The sequence below is a fragment of the Pseudomonas sp. AC172 genome (genome assembly GCF_979258595.1).
The window spans coordinates 1,640,152-1,653,354 of sequence record NZ_OZ409868.1; the positions used below are offsets into that span (position 1 = coordinate 1,640,152).

Annotated in this window: 13 protein-coding genes; 6 read left to right on the forward strand and 7 right to left on the reverse strand. The window is 60.8% G+C overall.

Features of this window, described 5'->3' with window-relative positions:
- Positions 1-110 precede the first annotated feature (110 nt).
- The 3 genes from ACZ0A4_RS07425 to ACZ0A4_RS07435 all read left to right on the forward strand — a co-directional run bounded on the left by ACZ0A4_RS07425 (position 111) and on the right by ACZ0A4_RS07435 (position 5,712).
- The gene (locus ACZ0A4_RS07425; RefSeq protein ID WP_463573854.1) at positions 111-800 is read left to right on the forward strand and encodes a GntR family transcriptional regulator; all 690 of its coding nucleotides are present in this window, start codon (positions 111-113) and stop codon (positions 798-800) included.
- A 135-nt stretch (positions 801-935) separates the two neighbouring features.
- Entirely contained in the window at positions 936-3,047 is a 2,112-nt protein-coding gene (locus ACZ0A4_RS07430) for a hybrid sensor histidine kinase/response regulator (protein ID WP_463573855.1), read from the forward strand.
- Between the two features lie 31 nt (positions 3,048-3,078).
- Entirely contained in the window at positions 3,079-5,712 is a 2,634-nt protein-coding gene (locus ACZ0A4_RS07435; RefSeq protein ID WP_463573856.1) for an excinuclease ABC subunit UvrA, read from the forward strand.
- 122 nt (positions 5,713-5,834) lie between these two features.
- On the opposite strand, the gene ACZ0A4_RS07440 is transcribed toward ACZ0A4_RS07435, so the two are convergent.
- Genes ACZ0A4_RS07440 through ACZ0A4_RS07465 form a run of 6 tightly spaced genes read right to left on the reverse strand, consistent with a single transcriptional unit; the run spans position 5,835 to position 11,260 of the window.
- A complete protein-coding gene (locus ACZ0A4_RS07440; protein ID WP_463573858.1) occupies positions 5,835-7,778 on the reverse strand; it encodes a response regulator in 1,944 nt (647 codons plus the stop codon).
- A complete protein-coding gene (locus ACZ0A4_RS07445; protein WP_463573859.1) occupies positions 7,768-8,643 on the reverse strand; it encodes a sensor histidine kinase in 876 nt (291 codons plus the stop codon). The genes ACZ0A4_RS07440 and ACZ0A4_RS07445 overlap by 11 nt, the downstream gene beginning before the upstream one ends.
- Positions 8,636-9,646 carry an ATP-binding protein gene (locus ACZ0A4_RS07450; protein ID WP_463577502.1) on the reverse strand — a complete coding sequence of 337 codons (1,011 nt, stop codon included), beginning with the start codon at positions 9,644-9,646 and terminating at the stop codon, positions 8,636-8,638. The genes ACZ0A4_RS07445 and ACZ0A4_RS07450 overlap by 8 nt, the downstream gene beginning before the upstream one ends.
- Positions 9,643-10,047, reverse strand: coding sequence for an anti-sigma regulatory factor (locus ACZ0A4_RS07455; protein WP_003225570.1), 405 nt, complete (start codon positions 10,045-10,047; stop codon positions 9,643-9,645). Before ACZ0A4_RS07455 ends, ACZ0A4_RS07450 begins: the two co-directional genes overlap by 4 nt.
- Positions 10,044-10,406: an STAS domain-containing protein gene (locus ACZ0A4_RS07460; protein ID WP_007912539.1), complete on the reverse strand. Its 363-nt coding sequence runs from the start codon at positions 10,404-10,406 to the stop codon at positions 10,044-10,046. Before ACZ0A4_RS07460 ends, ACZ0A4_RS07455 begins: the two co-directional genes overlap by 4 nt.
- A 2-nt stretch (positions 10,407-10,408) precedes the next feature.
- Entirely contained in the window at positions 10,409-11,260 is an 852-nt protein-coding gene (locus tag ACZ0A4_RS07465; protein WP_463573861.1) for an STAS domain-containing protein, read from the reverse strand.
- A 250-nt stretch (positions 11,261-11,510) separates the two neighbouring features.
- Between ACZ0A4_RS07465 and ACZ0A4_RS07470 the strand changes: the two genes are divergently transcribed.
- The gene (locus ACZ0A4_RS07470; RefSeq protein ID WP_463573863.1) at positions 11,511-11,777 is read left to right on the forward strand and encodes a hypothetical protein; all 267 of its coding nucleotides are present in this window, start codon (positions 11,511-11,513) and stop codon (positions 11,775-11,777) included.
- A gap of 138 nt (positions 11,778-11,915) precedes the next feature.
- On the opposite strand, the gene ACZ0A4_RS07475 is transcribed toward ACZ0A4_RS07470, so the two are convergent.
- A complete protein-coding gene (locus ACZ0A4_RS07475; protein ID WP_463573865.1) occupies positions 11,916-12,437 on the reverse strand; it encodes a DUF4142 domain-containing protein in 522 nt (173 codons plus the stop codon).
- A gap of 203 nt (positions 12,438-12,640) precedes the next feature.
- On the opposite strand from ACZ0A4_RS07475, the gene ACZ0A4_RS07480 reads away from it, so the two are divergent.
- Complete coding sequence (locus ACZ0A4_RS07480; RefSeq protein WP_038368920.1) at positions 12,641-12,883, forward strand: DUF465 domain-containing protein; 243 nt, start codon at positions 12,641-12,643, stop codon at positions 12,881-12,883.
- A 109-nt stretch (positions 12,884-12,992) separates the two neighbouring features.
- Positions 12,993-13,157: a hypothetical protein gene (locus tag ACZ0A4_RS07485; RefSeq protein WP_007912545.1), complete on the forward strand. Its 165-nt coding sequence runs from the start codon at positions 12,993-12,995 to the stop codon at positions 13,155-13,157.
- Positions 13,158-13,203 lie beyond the last annotated feature (46 nt).

The following is a 13,203-nucleotide window of genomic DNA, read 5'->3' on the forward strand; positions in this document are numbered from 1 at the left end:
TGCAATATATGAATGCAATTTGCAAAGGCCCGGATTAACCTGCGTCTGCCGCCCTTTTCCAGGCCAGGCATCGCCAGGGGCTGGTTGCCCGACGCTAAAGGAGTGTTCGAATGACCGAGAAGAAACTGGAAACCACGGTCGACCGCGTCTACCAAGGGGTTTACGAGGCGATCAGCAAGCGTTCGTTACGCCCGGGCATGAAGCTGGGCGAGGCCTCGCTGGCCGAGTTATTCAATGTCAGCCGCACGTCGGTGCGCGCTGCGTTGAAGCAATTGGAGGCCGACGGACTGGTCACTACCGAGCCCAATAAAGGTGCGTCGGTGTCGCTGCCGAGCAACGGAGAGATCCGTTCGCTGTTCGAAACCCGCCGTCTGATCGAGATCGGTATCGTCACCGAACTGTGCCGGCGCAAGGACACTGCCGCGATGCAGGATTTGCGCGAACACCTGCTGCTGGAAGATGAAGCCCACGCCGCCGGCGACCACGAGCGGCTGATTCATCTGCTCGGCGAGTTCCATATCAAACTGGCTCGCAGCCTGAATAATCCGGTGCTGCTCGACTGGTTCCAAAAGCTGATTTCCCGCGCGTCGCTGTATGCCGCCGCGCTGGACGATGACAGTCACGAGGTGTGCCGCGATGACGAACACCTGCGCCTGATCGAATACATTGAGGCCGGCAATCAGAGCGCCGCCATCGAGTTGACCTGCATGCATTTGAACGGCATCGAGAAGGCCATTCTCGACGTCGCCGCAAAGATGAAAACTGGCTACCATCCGCTCAAGCACCTGATCGGCGTCTAGTCTCCGAACGGAGATGAAATCGGCTATACCTCTAATGAAACCAATACGACTGAAGACGCTCGAAACAGACGGGCGCCCAGTCGTTTTGGCGTTGCAAGGCACAGGGCAATCAGCACAGGACACCGAGTTCAAACGATGCAGTTTTTATCCGATAGTCATGGGTGTAACGGCTGGAAAGGCGAAATGGCCGAGCGCATCTGCGCGTTCGACTGGCGCCATACCGAACTCGGCCCGCTGGGCGACTGGCCTGCCAGCCTGTGCAGCACGGTGCAACTGATGCTCGCTTCGCCGTTGCCGATGGTCATGCTCTGGGGCCACGCTGGCTACATGATCTACAACGATGCCTATTCGAAATTTGCCGGCGGTCGCCATCCTTATCTGCTCGGTGTGCCGGTGGAACTGGGCTGGCCGGAGGTCGCCGAATTCAACCGGCATGTGGTCGATACCTGTCTGGCCGGCGGCACCTTGTCTTTCCGCAATAAAGAGTTGGTTCTGCTGCGCGATGGCGTCCCCGAAGACGTCTGGATGGATTTGTATTACAGCCCGGTCGCCAATGATGATGGTGTGCCGGCCGGGGTGATGGCGATGGTCGTGGAAACCACCGAATTCATGCATTCCGAACGCCTGCGTCAGGCCGCCGAAAACGCTTACCGTGCCGATAACGAACGGGTGCGACTGGCACTGAATGCCGGCGCGTTGCTCGGCTCGTTTGTCTGGGATGTGAAAAACAACACATTGTCGGCTGATGAGCGTTTCGCCCGCACCTTCTCTTACCCGCCGGATCAGGATTTGAGCAATCTGGCGCAGGACATTGCCGAGTCGCGCATTCATCCCGATGACCACGCCTGGGTGCAGGAACGCGTCGCCCATTCCGTGCAGACTGGCGAGCCGTATAACGCCGAATACCGGGTATTGCGCAGCGACGGCAGCTACCTGTGGGTGCTGGCCAGCGGTGGTTGCGAGTTCGACGAGCAGGGCGAACCCTTGCGTTTCCCCGGCGTGTTGATCGACATCCATGAACGCAAGAATGCCGAAGAGTCGCTGCTCAAATTTACCCGCAACCTCGAACAGCGCGTGGGCGAAGAAGTCGAGGCGCGGCTGGCGGCTGAAGAGCAGTTGCGCCAGTCGCAAAAACTCGAAGCGATTGGTGGGCTGACGGGCGGTGTCGCCCACGACTTCAATAATTTGCTGCAAGTGATCGCCGGCAATCTGCATTTGCTCGCCCGCCACGAACCGAACAACGCCAATGTACAGCGCCGCGTCAGTGCGTCGCTGGCGGCGGTAGAGCGCGGCGCCAAGCTGTCCTCGCAACTGCTCGCCTTTGCCCGCCGTCAACCGTTGTCGCCGGCGGTGTGCAACCCGCAGCAGATCTTCGACGGCGTTGGCGAATTGCTGCAACGGGCGTTGGGCGAAACCATTCAGATCGACGTGCAGCTGCCACCCGCGCCGTGGCACATCAACGTCGACCGCAATCAACTGGAAAACGCGATTCTCAATCTGGCGATCAACGCCCGCGATGCCATGAAGGGTGAGGGCACCATCGGTTTGAGCGCCGCCAATGTGCGACTCAGCCGTGAGTTTTGCGCCGGTAAAGGCATAGTTCCCGGTGACTTCGTGCGGGTGGCGGTCAGCGATTCCGGCGCCGGCATCCCGCCAGACATGCTCGAGCAGGTGTTCGAGCCGTTTTTCACCACCAAGGCCGATGGCCAGGGCACCGGTCTGGGCCTGAGCATGGTGTTCGGTTTCGTCAAACAGAGCGGCGGCCACGTCGAGATCGCCAGTACCGTCGGCGAGGGCACGCGGGTGCAATTGTATTTTCCGCGTAGCTTGCGACCGATCCTTGATGAGTCACCCAATCTGCAAAGGCAGCAGAGCGGTGGCCATGAGACGCTGCTGGTGGTCGAGGACAACGACGCGGTGCGCGCCTCGGCGGTGGAGTTGCTGCGCGAAGAAGGTTATCGCGTGTTGACCGCCGGCAATGGCGATGCGGCCATGCAGATGCTGCTGGAAGGTGTCGACGTGGATCTGATTTTCACCGACGTGGTCATGCCGGGGCTGATCAAGAGTTCCGACCTGTTCGCCTGGGCCAAGGTGCAGACGCCGCCGGTGGCGGTGCTGTTCACCTCCGGGCACACCCGCGACATCATTTCGCGCAATCACCAGCTCAGTCCCGACACGCATTTGCTCGGCAAACCGTATAGCCCGGAAGCCATGTTGCAGATGATTCGCGTGGTACTCGGTAGCTGAGCGTTGAACATACCTTCACCAAGGCAGGCCGATGACTTCCAAACGCACCTCCAAAGCGCCCGCCGGCATGGTCCGAGTGCGTGGCGCCCGTGAACATAACCTGAAAAACGTCGATGTCGACATCCCCCGCGATGCACTGGTGGTGTTCACCGGGGTGTCCGGTTCGGGCAAGTCGTCGCTGGCGTTTTCGACCTTGTATGCCGAAGCCCAGCGCCGCTACTTCGAATCGGTGGCGCCGTATGCGCGACGGTTGATCGATCAGGTTGGCGTGCCGGATGTCGATTCCATCGAAGGCCTGCCGCCGGCCGTGGCCCTGCAACAGCAACGGGGTACGCCGAGTACGCGTTCGTCGGTGGGCAGCGTGACGACGTTGTCGAGCCTGATCCGCATGCTCTATTCGCGCGCCGGCAGTTATCCGCCGGGGCAGCCGATGTTGTACGCCGAAGATTTTTCGCCGAACACGCCGCAAGGCGCCTGCCCGGAGTGCCATGGCCTTGGGCGGGTGTATGAAGTCACCGAGGCGCTGATGGTGCCTGACCCCAATCTGACCATCCGCCAGCGTGCGGTGGCGTCCTGGCCGTTGGCGTGGCAGGGCCAGAACCTGCGCGACATCCTCGTGACCATGGGCATCGATGTCGATATTCCATGGAAGAAGCTGCCGAAGAAACAGCGCGAGTGGATTCTCTTCACCGAAGAAACCCCGACCGTGCCGGTGTACGCCGGGCTGACCCCGGAAGAAACCCGCGTCGCCCTCAAGCGCAAAATGGAACCGAGTTATCAGGGCACCTTCACCGGCGCCCGACGCTACATCCTGCACACGTTCACCCATTCGCAAAGTGCGCTGATGAAGAAGCGCGTGTCGCAATTCATGCTCGGCAGCCCTTGCCCGCTGTGCGATGGCAAACGCCTGAAGCGTGAGGCGTTGTCAGTGACCTTTGCCGGGTATGACATCGGTGAACTGGCGCAGATGCCATTGCTGCAAGTGGCCGAGGTGTTGAAACCTGTCGCGGCGCAAAGTTACCTGGAGCATGCCGAAGAAACCGGTGAGACCTTGAGCCACGCGCAAACCCGCGAGGCCCGCCAGCAGCGCGTGGCCCACGGTGCCAGCGGCCACGGCAGCGCGCCAGACGTGCGGCACACGCCGAACCTGTCGCTGGAGAAACGTCTGGCGGCGCAGCGCATTGCCGAGGATCTGCTGGAACGGGTCAGCACCTTGACCGATCTGGGCCTTGGTTATCTGGCGCTGGAGCGCAGCACGCCGACGCTGTCGTCCGGTGAGTTGCAGCGCTTGCGCCTGGCGACACAATTGGGTTCGCAATTGTTCGGGGTGATCTACGTGCTCGACGAACCCTCCGCCGGTTTGCATCCGGCTGATGGCGAGGCGTTGTTCGAGGCGTTGCAGCGCTTGAAGGCCGATGGCAACACGCTGTTTGTTGTCGAGCATGACCTGGAAACCATGCGCCGCGCCGATTGGCTGATCGACGTGGGTCCGGCGGCGGGCGAGCAGGGTGGTCAGGTGCTGTACAGCGGCCCGCCGGCTGGTCTGGCCGCAATCGAACAGTCGCAGACGCGGGCCTATCTGTTTGCCGAATCTCCGCGTCAGACGCGCACGGCGCGCAAGCCGACGGCGTGGCTGAAACTCGACGGGATCACCCGCAACAACCTGAACAACCTCAGTGCCGAATTCCCGTTGGGCTGCTTTACCTCGGTGACCGGCGTGTCCGGCTCCGGCAAATCGAGTCTGGTCAGTCAGGCTTTGCTGGAACTGGTCGGCGCGCAGTTGGGCCGTCCCGCGCAGGAACGCGAGCCGGAAGAACTCAGCCTCGAAGATGACGCACCGCAGGTCAGCAGCGGCCAGGTGACGTCGGGGCTGGAGTCGATCAAGCGCCTGGTGCAGGTCGACCAGAAACCCATCGGCCGCACGCCACGCTCGAATCTGGCCACCTACACAGGGCTGTTCGACAACGTGCGCAAGCTCTATGCCGCCACCGATGCTGCTCGGGCTGCGGGTTATGACGCTGGGCAGTTTTCCTTCAACGTCGCCAAGGGCCGTTGCGCCACCTGCGAAGGTGAGGGGTTTGTCAGTGTCGAGTTGTTGTTCATGCCGAGTGTTTATGCGCCGTGCCCGACCTGCCATGGCGCGCGCTACAACCCGCAGACCCTGGCGATTCTCTGGGAGGGTTTGAGCATCGCCCAGGTGCTGCAATTGACCGTCGAGGAAGCGGTGACAGTGTTTGCCGAGCAACCGGGGATTCGCCGTTCACTGGAAGTGCTGCGGGATATTGGTCTCGGTTATCTGCGCCTGGGGCAACCGGCCACGGAGCTGTCTGGCGGTGAAGCGCAGCGGATCAAACTGGCCACCGAGTTGCAGCGCACTCAGCGCGGCGCGACCTTGTATGTGCTGGATGAACCAACCACCGGGCTGCATCCGCGCGATGTCGACCGGCTGCTGGAGCAGTTGGATACGCTGGTCACGGCGGGGCACACGGTGATTGTGGTCGAGCACGAAATGCGCGTGGTCGCGCAGAGTGACTGGGTGATCGACATCGGGCCGGGGGCGGGGGATCAGGGCGGCAGGATTGTCGTGGCGGGTACACCGCAGAAGGTTGCTGCGAGCAAGAAGAGCCGGACGGCACCGTTTTTGGCCCGTGCCTTGAGCCGATAGGTGGGTTGGCAGGGCTGACGTCTTCGCGAGCAAGCTCGCTCCCACAGTGGTTTTGTGTGTACGCCTATTCCGCGTACATCACTAAAACCTGTGGGAGCGAGCTTGCTCGCGAAAGCGGTTGATCAGGCACCATCAAGGGTGCGGCGGACCTTATCCAATAATTCGCTGATCTGAAACGGCTTGACCAGCATGTCCATGCCGCTGCCCAGAAACACCTGACGATTGATCGCTGTCTCGGCATACCCGGTCATGAACAGAATCGGCAATCCGTCACGCCAACCCCGCGCCACATCCGCCAATTCACGACCGCTCATGCGCGGCAGGCCAACGTCGGTCAGCAACAGGTTGATCGACGGATCATTCTGCAGCCGCTCCAGCGCCGTTTCGATATCCGCCGCCTGGGTGCAGCGATAACCCGCGTCCTCCAGCACTTCGGTGACAAACATGCGCACCGACGGCATGTCCTCGACAATCAGCACATGCTCCCCGGTGCCTTGCGGGTCAACCACTGCCGCAGGGATGTCGGCCCCGGTCGGGTCGGTGGTCGCCGGCAACATGATGGTCACTTCGGTGCCGCGCCGGGCGACGCTGCGAATGTGCGCATCGCCACCCGACTGGCGGGCAAAACCGTAGATCGTCGACAACCCCAAGCCCGTGCCCTGACCCAATGGTTTGGTGGTGAAAAACGGATCGAAGACCTTGTCGATGACGTTGTGCTCGATCCCGGTGCCGTCGTCACGGACTGACAGCGCCACGTAAGCGCCGTCAGCCAGATTCGGATCGCCGTGGGAGTACGCGGCGTAGGTGTTGACCCAGATATTGCCGCCCGCCGGCAGGGCATCACGGGCGTTGATCACCAGATTCAACACCGCGCTTTCCAGTTGCACCGGATCAACCAACGCGATCGCCGGTTTGCTGGTCAGCTCCAGCTTGAGGGTGATCCGCTCACCGATGGTGCGCACCAGCAATTCTTCCAGCGAACGGACTTGGTCGTTGATGTCCACCGGCCGTGTATCCAGCGGCTGCTGTCGGGCAAAGGCGAGCAAGCGATGGGTCAGGGACGCGGCACTCATCGCCGAATTCAGCGCCGCTTCGCTGTAGAACTGCACCTTGTCCAGGCGCTCATCGGCGACTCGCTTCTGGATCAATTCCAGGCTGGTGATGATCCCGGTCAGCAGGTTGTTGAAGTCATGGGCGATGCCGCCGGTGAGCTTGCCCAGCGCATCCATTTTCTGCACTTGCAGCAATTGCGCCTCGGCCCGCACGCGTTCGGCGGTTTCCTTGGCCAGTTGCGTGGTGGTGTCGTTCAGGCGCGCCAGATGCGAGCGCTCGCGATGGCGGTGTTCGGTAACGTCCTCAACGAAGACCAGGCTCAATTCGGGCGTGCGGTACGGTGAGATCTGCCACTCGGTCTCGCGAATCTGGCCCTGCACGCGCATGTTCAGCGTGCCTTTCCAGCGTTCCCCGTCGACCAGACGCAGGCGCAGTTCATTGAGGATAGCGCTCTGTTCCTCGGCGAAGCATTCACGCAGGGTTTGCGGGTCCTGATTGTCGAGAATCAGTTGCGCGAAAGCATGGTTGCATTCGTGCACCTTGAGGCTGGCATCGAGTACGGCAATCGGCGCAGACACATTGACGAAAATCTCGCGGAACCGCGCCTCGCTTTCACGCAGGGCATTTTCCGTGTCGCGCACCCGCAGCAACGTGCGCAGGGTCGCCAGCAGCACGTCCGGGTCGACCGGGTGAATCAGGTAAGCATCGGCGCCCGCGTCGAGGCCGGTGATGATGTCACCGGTCTGGATCGACGCGGCGGACACATGGATCACTGGCAGCAATGCTGTGCGAGTGTCCGCACGCAGAATCCGCACAATGTCGAAACCGCTCATGTCCGGCAGATTGACGTCGAGGATCAGCGCATCGAGCGCTTCACTGTCGATCAACGCCAGCCCCTCGCCACCCGTGCCGGCTTCCAGCACCTCGTAACCGTGCCGCTCCAGCCGTCGACGCAGGGCGTAGCGGGTGGCGACGTTGTCGTCGACGATCAACAGGCGGATGTCACGTTTCATCGACGTTCTCCAGAGCGATCGCCAGTGGAATGACCACGAAGAAGGTCGAGCCGACCCCCGGCGCACTTTCCAGCCCGACTTCACCGCCGAGCAGGGCCGCGAAGCGTTTGCACAGTGACAGGCCCAGCCCGGTGCCGCGCAGACGTTTCTGCAGCGGCGAGTCGACCTGAGAAAAGTCCTCGAACAATGCACCATGCAGCTCTGCAGCGATACCGATTCCGGTGTCGCTGACGGCAAAACGCACCTTGTCCCCGCCTTCCAGGCGCGCGGACACCCGCACTTCGCCACGGGTGGTGAATTTCAGCGAGTTGGAAATGAAGTTACGGAGGATCTGCGCGAGTTTCTTGTCATCGGTGTACAGGCGCGGCAAGCCCACCGGTTCTTCGAAGATCAGATCGACGGCGGAGGCATCGACAATCGGCCGGAACATCCCGCGCAAGGCGGAGAACAGGTCGAACATGTCGAACCACGCCGGGGAAATCGTGATGCGCCCGGCCTCGATCTTCGCCAGGTCGAGCAGGTCATCGACCATGTCGCTCAACTCGCGGGCAGCGGTGCTGACGAACGCGACCTGCTTGTGTTGTTCAGGGCTGAGCGGGCCGTCGAGTTCATCGGCGAGCAGGCTGTTGATGCTCAGGATCGAACCCAGTGGCGTGCGGAACTCATGGCTCATGTACGACAGGAAACGGCTTTTCAGATCCGAGGCCTGTCGCAGTTCCTCAGCCTGTATGTCGAGTTCGGCGTACAGGGCCAGCACGCCCTGATTGGTTTCATCGAGTTCTTCGCGCAGGGCCGCGGTTTCGCTCTGCAACTGCGCAATCAGCGCGGTCTGTTCCGCGCTGCTCAGAATCGGCGACTCAGCCATGGGCGGCCTCCAGGGCAACGACCAGCACCGTTACATCGTCGCGCCCGCGACAGAAGTCGCGGTGCAGGACGGCGGCTATCACGGCGGGATGGCGGTGCACCAGACCGGGGTAGTCTTGAAGATTCCAACGGGACTGCAAGCCGTCGCTGTACATGATCAATAGATGTCCGTTCACGTGAGCATAGTCAAAGGGCCGGGCTTTTCGGTATTGCACGCCGACAATTCCCGGGTGCGAGGCCAGGCCGCGGGATTTGTCGGCGTTGATCAGGCTGGCGCCGATGTTGCCGACGCCGGCAAAGGTCAGGTGGTCGCGCCTGCCGTCGAACTGAGTGAACGCAACGGCGCCACCGCGGGTGCCGATCATGTCCCTGTGCATGTCCTCCATCAGCATCACCGGGTCGGCAAATGGCGTCAGGGCAAAGGCTCTCGCCCCCTCGCGACCGGCGCGTTCAGCTTCCTCGCCATGACCGAGACCATCGATCATCAGTGCGCTAATGCTGGCGCCTTCATACGCCAGGTGCCAGACGTCACCGCACGCCGGATCGTTGTGCAGCGAGTGCTGGCTGACGCCAAAACGCATGTCAGGGGCGCGATCCGTGCGCGCGTACAGTCTGGCCAACAACACTGCGCCACGGGCATCGGCGTACACATCAAACACTTCGGTCTGACGCGATATCGAGCCGAGGCCGATGCCTTGGGTGCCGCCGGTAGAAAACCCATCGGCCATGCAGGCCTCGAGGTCAAAACCCTGGGCACGGTCGATGGCGAGCAATTCAATGCCAAAACCATTGGCGCGCGGCAGTACCCGCAAGTGCATTTCACCGTGGCTGGCGTGCTTGAGCACGTTACTCGCCAGCTCCGTCGCCACCAGCGCCACGCGCCCGGCATCGCGCTCGTCGAAGCCATGTTGTTCGGCCAGTTGTTGCGCGGTGCGCCGGGCATGACCGATCTGGCTGCTGTCTTCGATCGGCAGAACCTGGGTCAGCGCCCCAACGATATTCATGTCCATCGGGTGATCGTTATGCGCGTGCCTTTACCGGGCTCGGTGTCGAGTTCGAACTCTTCGACCAGCCGTTTGGCGCCGGTCAGCCCCAGCCCCATGCCGCTGCCAGACGTCCAGCCGTCGGTCATCGCCAGTTTGATGTCGGCAATACCCGGGCCTTCGTCGCGAAAAGTCAGGCGCAGACCGACCTTGTGATCTTCATCGAGAATCTGCCAGTCCATGTCGCCGCCGCCACCGTAAACCATGGTGTTGCGCGCCAGTTCGCTGACCGCCGTGACCATTTTCGTCAGGTCGATCAGGCGCATGCCGCATTCGGTGGCCAGTTTGCGTGCTGTCTGGCGCGCGAGCACGACGTCCTGCTCGATATGGATGGGTTGAGTACCGCTGCTGCGTACGGTCATTGCCGGTCTACTCGTTCCTGCAGCAGCTTCATCCCGCGCTCGACATTCAATGCCGTGCTGACACCGGGCAGGGTCAGGCCGAGTTCGACCAAGGTGATCGCCACGGCCGGCTGCATGCCGACCAGCATGGTTTCGGCGTCCATGATTTTCGACAGGCCGGAGATCGTGCTGATCATCCGGCCAATGAATGAGTCGACCATGTCCAGCGCCGAGATGTCGATCAGCACGCCCCGCGCCGAGGTCTTGCTGATGCGCTCGGACAAGTCGTCCTGCAAGGTGAGGGCGAGCTGGTCATGCATGTCGACCTGAATGGTCACCAGCAGGAACTTGCCCATCTGAAGAATCGGAATACGTTCCATGCTTAAACCGTCTTGACGAGGCTGACACCCAGACGGGTGAGAGCCAGTTTCAACGCGTCCGCCAGGTTGGCCTTGGTCACCACGCCTTGCAGGTCGAGGCCAAGGTGAACGATGGTCTGGGCAATTTGCGGACGCACGCCGCTAATGATGCAATCGGCGCCCATCAGGCGGATCGCGGTCACGGTTTTCAACAGGTGCTGGGCGACCAGGGTGTCGACGGTCGGCACGCCGGTAATGTCGATGATGGCGATTTCCGAACCGGTGTCGACGATGCGTTGCAGCAGCGATTCCATCACCACTTGCGTGCGCTGCGAATCGAGGGTGCCGATCATCGGCAGCGCGAGCACGCCGTCCCACAGTTTGACCACCGGAGTGGAGAGTTCCAGCAGTTCTTCCTGTTGACGCTTGATCACCGCTTCGCGGGATTTCTGGAAGGTGCGGATGGTGTGCATGCCGAATGCATCGAGCAGCTCGGAGACTTCCCAGAGCTGTTCGGCGAGCAGCGCTGGCTGGTCTTTGTAATGGGCCTGGAGCAGGTTAAACAGCGGGCCTTTGAGGGCGAAGATGAAACTGGCGGTCTGCTGCGAATCCTGGCCGAGCAGGGCGCGGCTGTGGGAGAGCTTTTCGAGGAACTGGCGGGTGGTTTCCCAGCCCGGCGTTGCGATGTTGGTGCCGTTGTCGCTCTCGATACCACTGACTACCAGTTGAAGGAACTCGCTGGTTTGTTGCTGTACATCGTGATCTTTCAGATTACGGGTGGCGCCGCTGGCTTGCAGGCCATTGATCCATTCGCCCAGCAGTTGTGTTTGTTTGTTTTTCATCGCATCGAGTGTGCTGTTCTGCAGTGCTGCCATGTGCCTGTTGCTCCGTCGCGAATTGGGGGGCAATCGTGAAAAGTGATCGCCGCGAAGTGATCGACATTTGCCGTTCGAAATAGTTGTTCGTTCCTGCACGTATATTTTTCATCTGGCGCAAGGAACGTCCCGGTAACTCTAGTCGGCGTGGCCGCGAGCGGCGATGTTTTGAACGATGGCGCGGGGCAGGCTTCGAATCTTCAAGGCCCGACTGATTTGCGTCGGGCTGGTTTTGACGAACGAGGTGGCCATGAACGAGCAAAAGCATCAGCAGAGTCAATCGGGCGAACCGATCAACCGCAATGATCCGGCAATCGACCCGCAGGTGCCGGGGCAAGCGGCGCCTACGCAGCAGCAGGGCGAGGATGGTCAGGCGCAGAGTGCGGATCCGGCGGTGGATCAGAAGAACCAGCATACGGATAACGACAATGAGTTCAGCCCGGGCTTCAAACCGCAACCGGATCGGGCGCAGCCGGGGGAGGAGACGGATGCGGATATTGATACGGATGGCGGTTGATGTTCGGAAGATATGACAAGGCCGCATCTATCTGGATGCGGCCTTTTTTTTGCTTGAGTCTCGTGGTGTGGCTGATATCGATCCCCCTCAACCCAGCCCTCTCCCTCCGGGAGAGGGCTGGGTTGAGGGTAAGGCTTTTTACTTGCTCGGATGTTTGGCCTGCAATTGCTTGGCGGCGGCGAGATGCTTCTCCAGCGCCGGCAGCATTTTCTGCGCAAACGCCTTTAATTCAGGGGCGCCTTTAACTTTGTCATCCGTCACGGTATTGGCTTGTTTCTTGAACAACTCAATAGTCTCTTCGTGCGCCTTCACCTGATTGTTGGCGTAAGCGGCATCAAAGGACTCATCGCGCATATCGAGAATTTTTTCCTTGGCCTGTTTGACCAGGGTCGTAGTGTCCGGGACTTCGATGTCATTGGCCTTGGCGATGGTCGCCAGTTCATCGTTGGCTTTACCGTGATCGGTGATCATCATGTTGGCGAACGCCTTGATGTCCGCCGATTGGCTCTTTTCCAGGGCCAGACGACTGGTTTCGATTTCGGCAATGCCACCGGCTGCGGCGTTATCGACGAAGTCATTGTCGGTCGCGGCGAAAGCACTGCCCATGCCGCTGCTCAAAGCGACAGCCAAAACCAGATGACGCAGGTTGAATCCGTCCATTGGTGTATCTCCACGCAGTTTTTGTTGGGGGTATCCAATGGAGGCAACGCGGTGAACAAAGGTTTTATCGCATTTGCGACAGGGCGACGAACGGCCACCGCTGGTCTGACAGGTGGTCGACAGAACGGCTCAACCAAGGCCATTCTGATAACGGGCCAGCGCATCGGTCGCGCTGGCTGCCGATCAACTGACGGAGGTGTTCCATGCCGGTTCCCCATGACCTGTTTCAGGACTTGAGTTGCACGAAGGAAGAGATCCAGCAAAAACGCACCCAGGATCCACGACTGGATTCACTGATCAACAAGTATTCCCAAGCCGACGCCGAAGTGGTCAAGGCCGAAACGGCCACTTCAGATGCTCCCACCGACGACGCATTGAAAAAGCTCAAAGAGAAGCGCTTGAAGGTCAAGGACGAAATCGTCAGCCATTTGCAGGCTCCGTCCTGACTCGACAATGATCCGCCGACCTGCGGTTGCGGATTGACGGGAACGACAGCCACGACCGGCACCTCGAATGTACAGAGTCTTCAATCCCCGACTCTTTGCGAGGTGCCTTATGAACGATCCCAAATTCCCCAGTGAAGAGCAGGGCGCATTCGACCCGGTTCCCACCCATCCCGAACCCAACAGCCCGGCGCATACCACCGCTAACCCCGAAGAGCCGGATGAGGATTTGCCTGAAGACGAAGATCCGGACAAATTCGACAAGTCCAGCAACTGACAGACCGTCTTCGCGAGCAGGCTCACTCCCACATTTGAAATGCGTT

What these genes read in the sequence shown, in the direction of transcription:
- ACZ0A4_RS07485 (WP_007912545.1), top strand. Translation starts at nt 12,993, where the DNA reads ATGAACGATCCCAAATTCCCCAGTGAAGAGCAGGGCGCATTCGACCCG.
- ACZ0A4_RS07445 (WP_463573859.1), bottom strand. Translation starts at nt 8,643, where the DNA reads ATGGCTGAGTCGCCGATTCTGAGCAGCGCGGAACAGACCGCGCTGATT.
- ACZ0A4_RS07440 (WP_463573858.1), bottom strand. Translation starts at nt 7,778, where the DNA reads ATGAAACGTGACATCCGCCTGTTGATCGTCGACGACAACGTCGCCACC.
- ACZ0A4_RS07475 (WP_463573865.1), bottom strand. Translation starts at nt 12,437, where the DNA reads ATGGACGGATTCAACCTGCGTCATCTGGTTTTGGCTGTCGCTTTGAGC.
- ACZ0A4_RS07430 (WP_463573855.1), top strand. Translation starts at nt 936, where the DNA reads ATGCAGTTTTTATCCGATAGTCATGGGTGTAACGGCTGGAAAGGCGAA.
- ACZ0A4_RS07435 (WP_463573856.1), top strand. Translation starts at nt 3,079, where the DNA reads ATGACTTCCAAACGCACCTCCAAAGCGCCCGCCGGCATGGTCCGAGTG.
- ACZ0A4_RS07425 (WP_463573854.1), top strand. Translation starts at nt 111, where the DNA reads ATGACCGAGAAGAAACTGGAAACCACGGTCGACCGCGTCTACCAAGGG.
- ACZ0A4_RS07480 (WP_038368920.1), top strand. Translation starts at nt 12,641, where the DNA reads ATGCCGGTTCCCCATGACCTGTTTCAGGACTTGAGTTGCACGAAGGAA.
- ACZ0A4_RS07470 (WP_463573863.1), top strand. Translation starts at nt 11,511, where the DNA reads ATGAACGAGCAAAAGCATCAGCAGAGTCAATCGGGCGAACCGATCAAC.
- ACZ0A4_RS07450 (WP_463577502.1), bottom strand. Translation starts at nt 9,646, where the DNA reads ATGAATATCGTTGGGGCGCTGACCCAGGTTCTGCCGATCGAAGACAGC.
- ACZ0A4_RS07455 (WP_003225570.1), bottom strand. Translation starts at nt 10,047, where the DNA reads ATGACCGTACGCAGCAGCGGTACTCAACCCATCCATATCGAGCAGGAC.
- ACZ0A4_RS07460 (WP_007912539.1), bottom strand. Translation starts at nt 10,406, where the DNA reads ATGGAACGTATTCCGATTCTTCAGATGGGCAAGTTCCTGCTGGTGACC.
- ACZ0A4_RS07465 (WP_463573861.1), bottom strand. Translation starts at nt 11,260, where the DNA reads ATGGCAGCACTGCAGAACAGCACACTCGATGCGATGAAAAACAAACAA.